General features: G+C 53.8%; 14 protein-coding genes and 1 rRNA gene. 13 read left to right on the top strand and 2 right to left on the bottom strand.

The genetic code is table 11. The annotated features are described in order from the left end of the window. The first annotated feature begins 75 nt into the window (after window positions 1–75). The 10 genes from msrP (at window position 76) to fis (ending at window position 8,538) form a co-directional block, all read left to right on the top strand. Window positions 76–1,077, top strand: a complete 1,002-nt coding sequence (msrP, locus tag PGR23_RS23745) for a protein-methionine-sulfoxide reductase catalytic subunit MsrP (protein ID WP_396279353.1) — start codon at window positions 76–78, stop codon at window positions 1,075–1,077. Then, window positions 1,077–1,676 carry a protein-methionine-sulfoxide reductase heme-binding subunit MsrQ gene (gene msrQ, locus PGR23_RS23740; protein ID WP_047047133.1) on the top strand — a complete coding sequence of 200 codons (600 nt, stop codon included), beginning with the start codon at window positions 1,077–1,079 and terminating at the stop codon, window positions 1,674–1,676. The genes msrP and msrQ overlap by 1 nt, the downstream gene beginning before the upstream one ends. 233 nt (window positions 1,677–1,909) lie before the next feature. Beyond that, window positions 1,910–2,362 (top strand): type II 3-dehydroquinate dehydratase, encoded by a 453-nt coding sequence (gene aroQ / locus PGR23_RS23735; protein ID WP_047067131.1) that lies wholly within the window; start codon window positions 1,910–1,912, stop codon window positions 2,360–2,362. Between the two features lie 22 nt (window positions 2,363–2,384). Beyond that, entirely contained in the window at window positions 2,385–2,846 is a 462-nt protein-coding gene (gene accB / locus PGR23_RS23730; protein WP_015369456.1) for an acetyl-CoA carboxylase biotin carboxyl carrier protein, read from the top strand. A gap of 10 nt (window positions 2,847–2,856) precedes the next feature. Next, on the top strand, window positions 2,857–4,206 hold the full coding sequence (gene accC, locus PGR23_RS23725; protein WP_015369455.1) for an acetyl-CoA carboxylase biotin carboxylase subunit: 1,350 nt from the start codon (window positions 2,857–2,859) through the stop codon (window positions 4,204–4,206). Window positions 4,207–4,316: 110 nt separating this feature from the next. Further along, the gene (locus PGR23_RS23720) at window positions 4,317–4,559 is read left to right on the top strand and encodes a DUF997 family protein (RefSeq protein WP_015369454.1); all 243 of its coding nucleotides are present in this window, start codon (window positions 4,317–4,319) and stop codon (window positions 4,557–4,559) included. After that, entirely contained in the window at window positions 4,549–6,000 is a 1,452-nt protein-coding gene (panF, locus tag PGR23_RS23715; protein ID WP_045397242.1) for a sodium/pantothenate symporter, read from the top strand. Before PGR23_RS23720 ends, panF begins: the two co-directional genes overlap by 11 nt. 11 nt (window positions 6,001–6,011) lie before the next feature. Beyond that, a complete protein-coding gene (prmA, locus tag PGR23_RS23710; protein ID WP_015703628.1) occupies window positions 6,012–6,893 on the top strand; it encodes a 50S ribosomal protein L11 methyltransferase in 882 nt (293 codons plus the stop codon). A 358-nt stretch (window positions 6,894–7,251) separates the two neighbouring features. Continuing rightward, on the top strand, window positions 7,252–8,217 hold the full coding sequence (gene dusB / locus PGR23_RS23705) for a tRNA dihydrouridine synthase DusB (RefSeq protein ID WP_015369451.1): 966 nt from the start codon (window positions 7,252–7,254) through the stop codon (window positions 8,215–8,217). A 24-nt stretch (window positions 8,218–8,241) separates the two neighbouring features. Further along, window positions 8,242–8,538 carry a DNA-binding transcriptional regulator Fis gene (fis, locus tag PGR23_RS23700; RefSeq protein WP_000462905.1) on the top strand — a complete coding sequence of 99 codons (297 nt, stop codon included), beginning with the start codon at window positions 8,242–8,244 and terminating at the stop codon, window positions 8,536–8,538. Window positions 8,539–8,623: 85 nt separating this feature from the next. On the opposite strand, the gene envR is transcribed toward fis, so the two are convergent. Continuing rightward, window positions 8,624–9,280 carry an acrEF/envCD operon transcriptional regulator gene (gene envR / locus PGR23_RS23695; RefSeq protein ID WP_047047122.1) on the bottom strand — a complete coding sequence of 219 codons (657 nt, stop codon included), beginning with the start codon at window positions 9,278–9,280 and terminating at the stop codon, window positions 8,624–8,626. A 355-nt stretch (window positions 9,281–9,635) separates the two neighbouring features. Here envR and PGR23_RS23690 point away from each other — a divergent pair, with 355 nt between their 5' ends. The 3 genes from PGR23_RS23690 (at window position 9,636) to PGR23_RS23680 (ending at window position 14,398) form a co-directional block, all read left to right on the top strand. Further along, entirely contained in the window at window positions 9,636–10,775 is a 1,140-nt protein-coding gene (locus PGR23_RS23690) for an efflux RND transporter periplasmic adaptor subunit (protein WP_047047118.1), read from the top strand. A 13-nt stretch (window positions 10,776–10,788) separates the two neighbouring features. Continuing rightward, window positions 10,789–13,899: an efflux RND transporter permease subunit gene (locus tag PGR23_RS23685; protein WP_047047116.1), complete on the top strand. Its 3,111-nt coding sequence runs from the start codon at window positions 10,789–10,791 to the stop codon at window positions 13,897–13,899. Between the two features lie 277 nt (window positions 13,900–14,176). Further along, window positions 14,177–14,398 carry a hypothetical protein gene (locus tag PGR23_RS23680; RefSeq protein WP_015369447.1) on the top strand — a complete coding sequence of 74 codons (222 nt, stop codon included), beginning with the start codon at window positions 14,177–14,179 and terminating at the stop codon, window positions 14,396–14,398. Between the two features lie 766 nt (window positions 14,399–15,164). Here the strand turns inward: PGR23_RS23680 and rrf are convergent. Further along, window positions 15,165–15,251: ribosomal RNA gene (gene rrf / locus PGR23_RS23675) — 5S ribosomal RNA — on the bottom strand; the annotation flags it as partial.

Raw genomic sequence — 15,251 nt, 5'->3', positions numbered from 1 at the left:
TGCAATTTTTCGTGACATATTCGCGATCGCGCTCCGCCTCCGTCATGCTTAGGAAAAAGTATGACGGAGGACGCCATGAAAACCAGAAAACTGACGGAAGCCGACGTAACGGCGGAATCGGTATTTAACCTGCAGCGCCGCCAGGTGCTGAAAATGCTCGGTATCGGCGCGACGGCGATGTCGCTCTCAACAAAGGCCCATGCCGACCTGCTCGATTGGTTCAAAGGCCATGACCGCCCGCCGGCGCCCGCCGGAAAGGCCCTCACCTTTGATAAACCCGCAGCATGGCAAAGTAAGCTCGCCCTCACCCCGGAAGATAAAGTCGCCGGCTACAACAACTTCTACGAATTTGGCCTCGATAAAGCCGATCCGGCCGCTAACGCAGGCAGCCTGCGCACTGACCCCTGGACGCTTACCATCAGCGGCGAAGTCGCCAAACCCCTGACGCTCGATCACGACGACCTGACCCGTCGTTTCCCGCTGGAAGAACGAATTTATCGTATGCGCTGCGTGGAGGCCTGGTCGATGGTCGTACCGTGGGTCGGCTTCCCCCTGCATAAACTGCTCTCGCTGGTGGAGCCCACCAGCAACGCCCGCTACGTCGCTTTCAAAACGCTGTATGCGCCGGAACAGATGCCGGGACAAAAAGATCGCTTCATCGGCGGCGGCCTGGCCTATCCCTATGTCGAAGGGTTGCGCCTTGATGAAGCGATGCACCCGCTCACGCTGATGACCGTTGGCGTCTACGGGAAAGCGTTACCGCCGCAAAACGGCGCCCCCATCCGCCTGACCGTGCCGTGGAAGTACGGCTTTAAAGGGATTAAATCGATCGTGAGTATTGAGTTAACCCGCGAGCGGCCGCCGACAACCTGGAATCTGGCGGCGCCGGATGAATACGGTTTCTATGCCAATGTGAACCCGCACGTCGATCATCCGCGCTGGTCGCAGGCCAGCGAGCGGTTCATCGGCGCCGGCGGCGTACTCGACGTAAAACGCCAGCCAACGCTGCTGTTTAATGGCTATGCCGAGGAAGTCGCCTCGCTGTATCGCGGGCTTAACTTACGGGAGAATTTCTAGTGCGTCTGAGCGTTAAACAGATAGGCTGGCTGAAAGTTGTGCTGCATTTAGCCGGTTTTTTACCGCTGGTCTGGCTGTTCTGGGCCGGGCATCAGGGCTACTTCAGCGCCGATCCGGCGAAGGATATCCAGCATTTTACCGGACGGATGGCGCTGAAGTTTTTGCTTGCCACCTTGCTTATTACGCCGCTGGCGCGTTACGCTAAACAGCCATTATTGATACGCACCCGTCGTTTATTAGGGTTATGGTGCTTTGCCTGGGCAACGTTGCATCTCACCAGCTATACGCTGCTGGAGCTAGGCATTAACAATCTGGCGTTACTCGGTTCCGAGATAATCAACCGTCCGTATCTCACGCTTGGTTTAATCAGTTGGCTGGTTTTACTGGCGCTGGCGGCGACGTCAACCCAGTACATGCAACGAAAATTAGGCCGTCGTTGGCAAACATTGCACAACTTCGTCTATCTGGTCGCGATCCTCGCCCCTATACATTATCTGTGGTCGGTGAAAATTTTATCGCCGCAGCCGCTGATTTATGCCGGGCTGGCAATGGTACTTTTAGCCAGCCGCTATAAGAAGTTTCGCCAGTGGTGGCGCTAATCTCCGGATATGTGCAGTTCCCCGCAGAACGTTTATCAACCGCGACTCTTTTTACGATAGCGGTTGATAATCTTCCCTGATAAGACCAGTATTTAGCTGCCAATTGCTACGAAATCGTTATAATGTGCGACTTTGGTTTTCCTGAAGGGGTTTTCGAACCCTGAAAAGGTGACAAGCGCGCATCGAAGGTATATTTTGTTTTTTGCCCGAGATTAGCAGGAGATAGCTGCACAATGGCTGACAAGTTTCGCATTTTGCTTTTGAACGGACCAAACCTTAATATGCTCGGCAGCCGTGAACCCGAGAAGTATGGTTCGCTAACGCTGGCAGAAATTGTTAACCGTTTAACCGCAGAAGCGGAAGCGCTAAACGTGACGCTCGACCACCTGCAATCCAATGCGGAGTTCACGCTCATCGACCGAATTCATCAGGCTAAAGACTCTGTGGACTATATCCTGATCAATCCGGCCGCGTTTACGCATACCAGCGTGGCCATCCGCGACGCGCTGCTTGCCGTGAGTATCCCGTTTATCGAGATCCACCTGAGCAACGTGCATGCGCGCGAGCCGTTCCGTCACCACTCGTATCTGTCTGATGTCGCCTCGGGCGTTATCTGCGGATTAGGTGCGGACGGCTATTCATACGCTTTACAGACGGCGGTAAAACGCCTGTCACAAACACACTAAACAAAGAGTACGGAACCCACTCATGGATATTCGTAAGATTAAAAAACTGATCGAGCTGGTTGAAGAATCAGGCATCTCCGAACTGGAAATTTCTGAAGGCGAAGAGTCTGTACGCATCAGCCGTGCAGCGCCGGCCGCCAGCTATCCGGTAATGCAGCAAGCTTATGCTGCGCCAATCGCCCAGCCTCAGGCGCCAGCCGCCGCAGCGCCGGCAGCAGCACCTGCCGCTGAAGCGAAAGCGGAAATCAGTGGTCACATCGTACGTTCCCCGATGGTCGGTACTTTCTACCGCACCCCGAGCCCGGACGCGAAAGCCTTTGTGGAAGTCGGTCAGAAAGTTAACGTGGGCGACACCCTGTGCATCGTAGAAGCGATGAAAATGATGAACCAGATCGAAGCCGACAAAGCCGGCGTGGTTAAAGCCATTCTGATCGAAAGCGGCCAACCTGTAGAATTCGACGAGCCGCTGGTTGTCATCGAGTAACGAGGCGAACATGCTGGATAAAATTGTCATCGCTAACCGTGGCGAGATCGCACTGCGCATCCTGCGTGCCTGTAAAGAACTGGGCATCAAGACCGTCGCTGTGCACTCCACCGCGGATCGCGATTTAAAACACGTATTATTAGCGGATGAGACGGTCTGCATCGGCCCGGCTCCGTCCGTAAAAAGCTATCTGAACATCCCGGCTATCATCAGCGCGGCGGAAATCACCGGCGCGGTAGCGATTCACCCGGGTTACGGTTTCCTTTCCGAGAACGCTAACTTTGCCGAGCAGGTTGAGCGCTCCGGTTTCATCTTCATCGGCCCGAAAGCCGACACTATCCGCCTGATGGGCGACAAAGTGTCCGCCATCACCGCAATGAAGAAAGCTGGCGTTCCGACCGTTCCAGGTTCTGATGGCCCGCTGGGCGACGACATGGACGCAAACCGCGCGCATGCCAAACGCATCGGCTATCCGGTTATCATCAAAGCCTCCGGCGGCGGCGGCGGTCGCGGTATGCGCGTCGTGCGCAGCGACGCTGAACTGGCGCAATCCATCTCCATGACCAAAGCGGAAGCGAAAGCGGCTTTCAACAACGACATGGTCTACATGGAGAAATACCTGGAAAATCCTCGTCACATCGAGATCCAGGTGCTGGCGGACGGCCAGGGCAACGCTATCTATCTGGCAGAACGCGACTGTTCCATGCAGCGTCGTCACCAGAAAGTCGTCGAAGAAGCGCCGGCGCCGGGCATTACCCCGGAACTGCGTCGCTACATCGGCGAACGTTGCGCGAAAGCCTGTGTGGATATCGGCTATCGCGGAGCGGGTACCTTTGAATTCCTGTTCGAAAACGGCGAGTTCTACTTCATTGAGATGAACACCCGTATTCAGGTAGAACACCCGGTTACCGAAATGATCACCGGCGTCGACCTGATCAAAGAACAGCTGCGCATCGCGGCGGGTCAACCGCTGTCTATCAAGCAAGAAGAAGTCCAGGTTCGCGGCCATGCGGTGGAATGCCGTATCAACGCCGAAGACCCGAACACCTTCCTGCCGAGCCCGGGTAAAATTACCCGCTTCCACGCGCCGGGCGGTTTTGGCGTGCGCTGGGAGTCTCATATCTACGCCGGTTACACCGTACCGCCGTACTATGACTCAATGATCGGCAAACTGATCTGCTACGGCGAAAGCCGTGATGTGGCGATTGCCCGCATGAAGAACGCGCTGCAGGAACTGATCATCGATGGCATCAAAACCAACGTTGAGCTGCAGATGCGCATTATGAGCGACGAGAACTTCCAGCATGGTGGCACCAATATCCACTATCTGGAGAAAAAACTCGGACTGCAGGAAAAATAATCCTGTACTCGCTGCAAAAGGCCGGATAATCCGGCCTTTTTTCTTTTTCTCTCCCCTCGACTTTTCCATGCGGTACAATCCCCGCTTTCTTCATCCTCAAGGGACAAAAAATGGACAAAAGATTTGTTCAGGCCCATAAAGAAGCGCGCTGGGCGCTGTGGCTGACCCTTCTCTATCTTGCCGCCTGGCTGGCTGCGGCCTATCTACCGGGCGTCGGTATTGGCTTTACCGGGCTGCCACACTGGTTCGAACTGGCCTGCCTGCTGGTGCCGCTGCTGTTCGTTCTGCTGTGCTGGGCGATGGTGCGCTTTATCTTCCGCGATATCTCTCTGGAGGATAACGATGCAGCTTGAGATTATCGTGGTGCTGATCGCTTATCTGTTTGTGGTCTTCGGGCTGTCTCTTTACGCGATGCGTAAACGCAGTACCGGGAACTTCCTTAGCGAGTATTTTCTTGGCAGCCGATCGATGGGCGGTTTTGTATTAGCGATGACCCTCACCGCCACCTATATTAGCGCCAGCTCGTTTATCGGCGGTCCCGGCGCCGCCTACAAATATGGACTGGGCTGGGTACTGCTGGCGATGATCCAGGTACCGACGATCTGGCTCTCTCTCGGGATCCTCGGCAAGAAGTTCGCGATCCTGGCGCGCCGCTACAACGCCATTACCCTTAACGATATGCTGCAGGCGCGCTACCAAAGCCGCGCGGTGGTATGGATTGCCAGCGTCAGCCTGTTGGTGGCCTTTGTCGGGGCCATCGCGGTGCAGTTTATTGGCGGCGCGCGCCTGCTGGAAACCGCCGCCGGTATCAAATACGAAACCGGACTACTGATATTTGGCATCACGATCGCGCTCTATACCGCGTTCGGCGGCTTCCGCGCCAGCGTACTCAACGATACCATGCAGGGAATGGTGATGTTGATCGGGACGATCGTCCTGCTGGTTGGCGTAGTGCATGCCGCTGGCGGTCTGCATCAGGCGGTAGATACGCTCCAGCGGATCGACCCGCAGCTGGTGTCGCCTCACGGCGCCGATGATATCCTCACGCCAACCTTTATGACCTCGTTCTGGGTACTGGTCTGTTTCGGCGTCATCGGCTTGCCGCATACCGCCGTGCGCTGTATCTCCTATAAAGACAGCAAGGCCGTGCACCGCGGGATCGTTATTGGCACCATCGTGGTGGCGATTCTGATGTTCGGTATGCATCTCGCCGGCGCGCTTGGCCGCGCCGTCCTGCCGGGCCTCACCGTCCCCGATCAGGTGATCCCGACGTTGATGGTCCAGGTGCTGCCGCCGTGGGCCGCGGGGCTATTTTTAGCGGCGCCGATGGCCGCGATTATGTCTAACGTTAACGCCCATTTACTGCAGGCATCGGCTACGATCATTAAAGATCTGTGGCTCAGCGCTCAGCCTACGAAAAAGCGTAATGAGCAGAAGCTGAAGCGGATCTCAACGATCGCCACCTTAGTGCTCGGCATACTTATGATGCTGGCCGCCTGGCGGCCGCCGGAAATGATTATCTGGCTTAATCTGCTGGCCTTTGGCGGCCTGGAAGCGGTGTTCTTATGGCCGCTGGTGCTGGGTCTCTACTGGGAGCGGGCAAATGCTGCTGGCGCGCTCAGCGCGATGTTAGTGGGCGGCGTACTGTATGCCGTGCTCGCGACGTTTAATATTCAGTACCTGGGCTTCCACCCTATCGTGCCCTCGCTGCTGCTAAGTTTGTTGGCTTTTGTCGTCGGGAACCGTTTCGGTCAGCCCGTACCGCCAGCCCCTATTATGACTACTGATAAATAAAGAGTTTTGCCATGCCTTGGATCCAACTAAAACTGAATACGACCGGCGCTCACGCGGAAGAACTGAGCGACGCGCTGATGGAGGCCGGCGCGGTCTCGATTACCTTCCAGGACACCCACGACACGCCGGTGTTTGAGCCGCTGCCGGGTGAAACCCGTTTGTGGGGCGATACCGACGTTATTGGCCTGTTCGACGCGGAAAGCGACATGAACGAAGCGGTTGCTATCCTTGAGCAGCATCCGCTGCTCGGCGCAGGCTTCGCGCATAAAATTGAACAGCTGGAAGATAAAGACTGGGAACGCGAGTGGATGGATAACTTCCACCCGATGCGTTTCGGCGAACGCCTGTGGATTTGCCCGAGTTGGCGCGATGTTCCTGATGAGAATGCAGTCAACGTGATGCTTGATCCAGGTCTAGCCTTTGGTACCGGTACTCACCCAACGACCGCGATGTGTCTGCAGTGGCTCGATGGCCTTGACCTTCAGGGCAAAACGGTTATCGATTTTGGCTGCGGTTCCGGCATCCTGGCGATCGCCGCGCTGAAGCTGGGCGCCGCCAAAGCTATCGGTATTGATATCGATCCGCAGGCCATTCAGGCCAGCCGTGATAACGCCCAGCGTAACGGCGTCTCCGAACGCCTTGAACTGTATTTGCCGCAGGATCAGCCAGAAGCCATGAAAGCCGATGTGGTGGTCGCAAACATCCTGGCAGGCCCGTTGCGTGAGCTGGCCCCTTTAATCAGCGTCCTGCCGGTTACAGGCGGCCTGCTGGGCCTTTCCGGAATCCTGGCAAGCCAGGCGGAAAGCGTCTGCGAAGCCTACGCCCCGCTCTTCACCCTCGACCCGGTGGTGGAGAAAGAGGAGTGGTGCCGAATTACCGGACAGAAAAACTAAGTAAGACTGCGGCCTACGGGCCGCATTTTTGTTTCCAGTAACCGCCGAATATTGCCAGGAAATGAGAGCCGGATCGCATTACGATGCCCTTTTTTGGCTACAAAAACAGCGTTTTATCCCGTCTCGTATCGCCTTCGTCTCAGAAAAATCGAGAAGTTTTGCGATTTTATAATTGGACACAAATTATCCCATTGCTAATAACGCAATGATTAATATGATAATTTATTCATGACTATTACGTTACTCCTGGATTCATTGATCTGTAACAGAGGATTGGTCAAAGTTTGGCCTTTCATCTCGCGCAAAAAATGCGTAATATACGCCGCCTTGCAGTCACAGTATGGTCATTTCTTAACTCATGCGCATCGGACACCACCAGCTCAGAAATCGCCTGATCGCAGCACCTATGGCTGGCATCACTGACAGACCATTCAGGACGCTGTGTTACGAGATGGGAGCAGGTTTAACCGTCTCCGAGATGATGTCCTCCAACCCGCAGGTATGGGAGAGCGACAAGTCCCGGTTACGGATGGTGCACATTGATGAGCCCGGTATTCGTACCGTGCAAATCGCCGGTAGCGTACCGGAAGAGATGGCCGCGGCCGCCCGTATTAACGTGGAAAGCGGCGCCCAGATTATTGATATCAATATGGGGTGCCCGGCTAAAAAGGTGAATCGTAAGCTCGCTGGTTCAGCCCTCTTGCAGTATCCCGATCAGGTGAAGTCAATCCTGACCGCGGTCGTCAAGGCAGTGGACGTTCCGGTGACTCTCAAGATTCGCACCGGTTGGGAACCGGAACACCGTAACTGTGTAGAGATTGCCCAACTGGCTGAAGAATGTGGCATTCAGGCTCTGACTATTCACGGACGCACTCGCGCCTGCTTGTTTAACGGAGAAGCTGAATACGACAGTATTCGGGCAGTTAAGCAGAAAGTTTCCATTCCGATTATCGCGAATGGCGACATTACTGACCCGCTTAAAGCCAGAGCCGTGCTCGACTACACGGGGGCTGACGCCCTCATGATAGGCCGTGCGGCTCAGGGAAGACCCTGGATCTTTCGGGAAATCCAGCATTATCTGGACACTGGGGAGTTGCTGCCCCCCCTGCCGTTGGCAGAGGTTAAGCGCTTGCTTTGCGCGCACGTTCGGGAACTGCATGACTTTTACGGTCAGGCAAAAGGGTACCGAATCGCGCGTAAACACGTCTCCTGGTATCTCCAGGAGCATGCTCCAAATGACCAGTTTCGGCGCACATTCAACGCCATTGAGGATGCCAGCGAACAGCTGGAGGCGTTGGAGGCATACTTCGAAAATTTTGCGTAATAGAAATAAAGAGCTGACAGAACTATGTTCGAACAACGCGTAAATTCTGACGTACTGACCGTTTCTACCGTTAACTCTCAGGATCAGGTAACTCAAAAGCCCCTGCGTGACTCGGTTAAACAGGCACTGAAGAACTATTTTGCTCAACTGAATGGTCAGGATGTTAATGATCTGTATGAGCTGGTATTGGCTGAAGTTGAACAGCCACTGTTGGACATGGTGATGCAATACACCCGTGGTAACCAGACCCGCGCTGCCCTGATGATGGGTATCAACCGCGGTACTCTGCGTAAGAAACTGAAAAAATACGGCATGAACTGATATTAATCAGTAAATTGCTGAATTAAAAAGGCGCTCTTCGGCATGGGGAAGCGCCTTTTTTTATGGCCTGATTTTTGATACTGGACTACTGCCCCACGGCAGCCATCGGCCACCCGCTATGGCCAGGTTGCTGCAGCGATAACGCCGACATAATATTGTCTACCAGCACGGGCGCCTGCTCATAGAGATTGAATTTTTCAGGGTCCATTAACCAGTTCTTAATAATTCCTGTAAAAGCGCCATGTAATATAATTAACGTGATTTCGATATTTGTTTCCGCCGGTAATAACCTGTTTCTGACACAACGTTGTAGTACGTCACGGACTATCGCGTAATTAAAGCCAATTCGCTTGCGGATTTCCGTTTCCGGCAGCATATCGCTGGCGAATTCGCATTTGTGATAAAGAATCTGTAACAGCGCCTGCTGTCGGGGTGTTTCGGCAATATATTGCAACCCGGTAATAAATTTTTTACGTAACCCCATTAACGGATTTTGGTTATCCAGTTCCCACTGCTGATGGGGCAATAACTCCCTAAGCGGCGGCTGCTGCTGCCACATTTCATTAAACAACTCCGCCTTGCTGGAAAAATGCCAGTACACCGCTCCACGCGTGACGCCAGCGGCGTCGGCGATATCAGTCAGCGTGGTATTGGTAACACCGCGCTGTGCGAACTGCTGGATCGCGGACTCAATCAGGAGCTGACGCGTTCTTAATGCGTCCTCTTTGGTTTTTCTGGCCATAACCTTTCCCACTAGCTGCCGAACGGTGAATACAAATCTTACTGACATACCTACCAACTTAACATTCCTTAAATATTATTATTTAGCAAAAATGCAGATACAAACATTTAATAACAGAGATATCTTATACATGAGATAAATATAAACAAAGAACATATTCACAAAAGAAATATTAAAGGAAGAGGAGCTAAATCAATCGCCTGTTTTTTGTTTTTGCGTGCCTTGTTCATTGTCCAAAAATAACTATTTCTTACATCCATCGGTGATTATTTGTAGGATAACGAACCGCTTTAATATTCATTATTTCTTCGCAGATTCGCCGCCCTATCCGGCCCGTAATCTATAAGGAACAGCAATGACGAGTCATGCCAGAGTTTCTCTTTTAGCCAGCCTAATTATCTCCACCTTGTTGCTTACCGGTTGTGATAATTCAGGCGATCAACAGGCGCAGCCGCAAGCGCCTCAGGTTAGCGTACATGTGGTGCGCAGCGAACCGCTCTCCGTTACTACCGAATTACCGGGGCGGACTTCGGCTTTTCGCGTCGCTGAAGTTCGCCCCCAGGTCAGCGGCATTATCCTGAAACGCAATTTTGTCGAGGGCAGCGATATCAAGGCCGGTGAATCGCTCTATCAAATCGACCCCGCCACTTATCAGGCCGCGTGGAACAGCGCCAAAGGCGACGAGGCGAAAGCCGAAGCCGCAGCGGCTATCGCCCATCTGACGGTAAAACGCTATGTTCCTCTGCTTGGAACGAAATACATCAGCCAGCAAGAATACGATCAGGCCGTCGCCACCGCACATCAGGCCGATGCCGACGTCGTGGCGGCTAAAGCCGCGGTCGAAAGCGCCCGTATCAACCTGGCGTACACCAAAGTGACCTCGCCGATTGACGGTCGCATTGGTAAATCCAGCGTAACTGAAGGCGCACTGGTGACCAACGGCCAGGCTGACGCTATGGCGACGGTGCAGCAACTCGATCCGATCTATGTCGACGTGACCGAATCCAGCAACGATTTTATGCGTCTGAAGCAGGAAAGCCTGCAGCGTGGCGATGACAGCAAAAGCGTGCAGTTGATTATGGAAAATGGCCAGCCCTACTCCTTGAAAGGATCGCTGCAATTCTCCGATGTCACCGTCGATGAGAGTACCGGGTCCATCACGCTTCGCGCGGTATTCCCTAACCCGCAACACACTCTCCTGCCGGGCATGTTTGTTCGCGCTCGTATCGATGAAGGCATCAATCCGCAAGCGATTCTGGTACCACAGCAGGGGGTTACCCGCACGCCGCGCGGCGATGCCACGGTGATGATCGTCAATGCGCAGAACCAGGTGGAAAACCGTGAGGTCACCGCCGCGCAGGCGATAGGCGATAAATGGTTGATCACCAGCGGTCTGCAAAACGGCGACAAAGTCATCGTTAGTGGATTACAAAAGGTTCGCCCTGGCGTCACCGTGAAGGCGACGGAAGATACCGCTGCCCCAGCTGCACAATAAGGTATGAATCGCTATGTCTAAGTTCTTCATCCATCGACCGGTGTTTGCATGGGTGCTGGCAATCATCATGATGATTGCCGGTGGCCTGGCCATCATGCAGCTCCCTATTGCGCAATATCCCACGATCGCGCCGCCTGCGGTGGCGATTTCTGCTACCTATCCTGGCGCGGATGCGCAAACCGTGCAGGACACCGTCACCCAGGTTATCGAACAGAACATGAATGGTATCGATAATCTGATGTACATGTCCTCTACCAGCGACTCATCCGGTAGTGTGACCATAACGCTCACTTTCAAATCCGGCACCGATCCGGATATCGCTCAGGTTCAGGTACAGAACAAACTGCAGCTGGCGACGCCGCTGCTGCCACAGGAAGTACAGCAGCAAGGTATTAGCGTTGAGAAATCCAGCAGCAGCTTCCTGCTGGTTGCCGGTTTTATCTCTGATAATCCAAACACTACCCAGGATGATATTTCCGACTACGTTGCCTCTAACATTAAAGACCCTATTAGCCGCCTTAACGGCGTTGGCGATGTGCAATTGTTCGGCGCGCAATATGCCATGCGTATCTGGCTTGACGGCAACCTGCTGAATAAATATAACCTCACGCCGGTCGATGTTATCAACCAACTGAAGGTGCAAAACGATCAGATTGCCGCCGGGCAACTTGGCGGAACACCATCTGTTAAAGGTCAGCAGCTTAACGCCTCGATCATTGCTCAAACTCGCCTGAAAGATCCGGAGGAATTCGGTAAAGTCACGCTGCGGGTGAACGCCGATGGTTCCGTCGTTCGCCTGAAGGATGTCGCGCGCATTGAATTAGGCGGCGAGAACTATAACGTTGTCGCCCGCATTAACGGTAAACCCGCCTCTGGATTGGGGATTAAACTGGCGACCGGCGCCAATGCGCTGGATACCGCTACGGCGATTAAGGCGAAACTTGCCGAGCTGCAGCCCTTCTTCCCGCAAGGGATGAAAGTTGTTTATCCCTACGACACCACGCCGTTCGTTAAAATCTCCATTCATGAAGTGGTGAAAACGCTGTTTGAAGCCATTATCCTCGTCTTCCTCGTGATGTATCTGTTCCTGCAGAACATCCGTGCGACGCTTATCCCGACGATTGCCGTGCCGGTGGTTTTGTTGGGTACCTTTGCGGTACTGGCGATGTTCGGCTACTCCATCAATACGCTAACGATGTTCGGCATGGTGCTGGCGATTGGGCTACTGGTCGATGATGCCATCGTGGTGGTAGAGAACGTCGAGCGCGTCATGGTCGAGGACAAGCTTTCCCCCGTTGAAGCCACAGAGAAATCAATGGAGCAGATTCAGGGGGCGCTGGTTGGTATCGCCATGGTGCTCTCGGCGGTATTCGTCCCGATGGCCTTCTTTGGCGGCTCTACCGGGGCGATTTACCGCCAGTTCTCAATTACTATCGTTTCCGCAATGGCGCTCTCTGTGCTGGTCGCGTTGGTGTTGACTCCGGCGCTGTGCGCGACCATGTTAAAACCGTCATCCGCCGACCATCATGGCAAGAAGGGGTTCTTCGGCTGGTTTAACGCCAGGTTTGACCAAAGCGTTAACCATTACACCAATAGCGTAAGCGGGATCTTACGAGGTACCGGGCGCTACCTGGTCATCTACCTGCTGATCGTTATCGGCATGGCAGTACTGTTTGTCCGCCTGCCTACATCCTTCCTGCCTGATGAAGACCAGGGTGTGTTCCTGACCATGGTTCAGTTACCTGCTGGCGCTACGCAAGAGCGTACGCAAAAGGTGCTCGACTCCGTCAGCGACTACTATCTACAGAAAGAGAAAGCTAATGTTGAGAGCGTGTTCACCGTTAACGGCTTTAGCTTCAGCGGACAAGGACAAAACTCCGGTATGGCGTTTGTCAGTCTGAAACCATGGGAAGAGCGCAGCGGTTCGGAAAACGGCGTTGAAGCCATTATCAAGCGTGCCACCGCCGCATTTAGCCAGATTAAAGATGCAATGGTCTTCCCGTTCAACATGCCGGCCATCATCGAGTTAGGTACCGCGACCGGTTTCGACTTCGAGCTGATTGACCAGGGGGGCTTAGGGCATTCACAGTTGACCCAGGCTCGAAACCAGCTTTTAGGTATGGTAAGACAGCATCCGGATCAACTTGTGCGCGTACGCCCTAACGGTCTGGAGGATACGCCGCAGTTTAAACTTGACGTCGATGAAGAGAAAGCGCAGGCGCTGGGGGTCTCACTATCCGACATTAACGAAACCATCTCGGCAGCCCTCGGCGGCTACTACGTAAATGACTTTATAGACCGCGGCCGCGTGAAGAAAGTCTATGTTCAGGCCGAAGCGGAATTCCGAATGTTACCAAGCGATATCAATAACATGTACGTTCGCAGCGCCAACGGCGAGATGGTGCCCTTCTCAGCGTTTGTCACCTCGCATTGGGTATATGGCTCCCCACGACTGGAACGTTACAACGGCCTGCCTTCAATGGAGATCCTCGGCGAAGCGGCTCCGGGCAAGAGTACAGGGGAAGCGATGGCGCTGATGGAACAACTCGCCAGTAAACTACCTACGGGTATTGGCTATGACTGGACCGGCATGTCCTATCAGGAGCGTCTATCAGGTAACCAGGCGCCAGCGTTATATGCTATTTCGCTGATAGTCGTCTTTCTCTGCCTGGCAGCGCTCTATGAAAGCTGGTCTATTCCATTCTCAGTTATGCTGGTTGTGCCATTAGGGGTTATCGGCGCATTATTAGCAGCTTCGCTTAGAGGGTTGAATAATGACGTTTATTTCCAGGTTGGCCTGCTAACGACTATTGGTTTATCTGCGAAGAACGCTATTCTTATTGTCGAGTTCGCTAAAGATCTTATGGATAAAGAAGGGAAAGGCATTATTGAGGCAACCCTGGAGGCATCCCGTATGCGTCTACGCCCTATATTAATGACTTCATTAGCCTTTATTCTTGGGGTCATGCCGTTAGTGATTAGCCATGGCGCTGGTAGCGGCGCGCAAAACGCTGTCGGTACGGGTGTGATGGGCGGTATGCTTACTGCAACGCTATTGGCCATCTTCTTCGTGCCGGTGTTCTTTGTGGTCGTAAGGCGTCGCTTTACCCGCCACGCAGAATAATCGACTATAATTATCAAGGCGCCACGCGGCGCCTTTTTTTATATTTATCAGAACAACAAGTTAGTAGAAATATTAATTTTTCATCCCCAACTAACGCATTGGTATATCCCTTCCTGCATATTCTCTTCATTATTTCTCATTTCTCTTCACGATATTTACACTGCTCATAATTTGAGATTATTTCCCCTTCCAGGCCCGGGTCATTGCGGTGGTAAAATAAGCTATTCCGTTATGTGTTAACAACGTTGACAGCAAACGGTTATTTAGAGGTAATACCATGAAAAAATTAATATTAGTGACATTGTTAGCAACGTTGCTTGCTGGCTGTGCCCATGATTCCCCGTGCGTGCCTGTCTATGACTCGCAGGGCCGACTGGTGCATACCAATACCTGTGTAAAAGGCACAACACAGGATAACTGGGAAACGGCTGGCGCGATCGCCGGTGGGGCCGCAGCGGTTGCCGGTCTCACGTTAGGTATCGTGGCGCTGACTCGTTAGCAATTCCTCTCCATGAATGCTCAGCCTGGAGGCGTTCCCTTTGGCTCAGTCGCCAGAAAAACAAAAGGCCCAGTCGTGTGACTGGGCCTTTTGTTTACGTTGATATGGCAGCGGCTTTCCCCGGAGGCGGTGCTGCGCACCTTTTCCGGGCTACGGGTTGCGTAGCCCCGGTAAGCGTAGCGACACCGGGGGAGATGGCGGCGTGTCTGGCCGCAAAAGACAAAAGCAGAAAGCCCGGTCTTCCGACTGAGCCTTTCGTTTACGTTGCTATGGCAGCGGCTTTCCCCGGAGGCGGTGCTGCGCACCTTTTCCGGGCTACGGGTTGCGTAGCCCCGGTAAGCGTAGCGCCACCGGGGAACTGGTGCCGCGTCTGGCCGCAAAACATAAAAACAAAAGGCCCAGTCTTTCGACTGAGCCTTTCGTTTACGTTGCTATGGCAGCGGCTTTCCCCGGAGGCGGCGCGATGCGCCTTTTCCGGGCTACGGGTTGCGTAGCCCCGGTAAGCATAGCGCCACCGGGGAACTGGTGCCGCATCTGGCCGCAAAACATAAAAACAAAAGGCCCAGTCTTTCGACTGAGCCTTTTGTTTTATTTGATGCCTGGCAGTTTATGGCGGGCGTCCTGCCCGCCACCCTCCGGGCCGTTGCTGCGCAACGTTCAAATCCGCTCCCGGCGGATTTGTCCCTACTCCGGAGAGCGCTCACCGACAAACAACAGATAAAACAAAAGGCCCAGTCTTCCGACTGAGCCTTTCGTTCTATTTGATGCCTGGCAGTTCCCTACTCTCACATGGGGAGACCCCACACTACCATCGGCGCTACGGCGTTTCACTTCTGAGTTCGGCATGGGGTCA

The organism is Klebsiella sp. 141162, assembly GCF_050600755.1.
Lineage (GTDB): Bacteria > Pseudomonadota > Gammaproteobacteria > Enterobacterales > Enterobacteriaceae > Klebsiella > Klebsiella aerogenes.
This window is presented reverse-complemented; position numbering and strand designations above follow the sequence as displayed.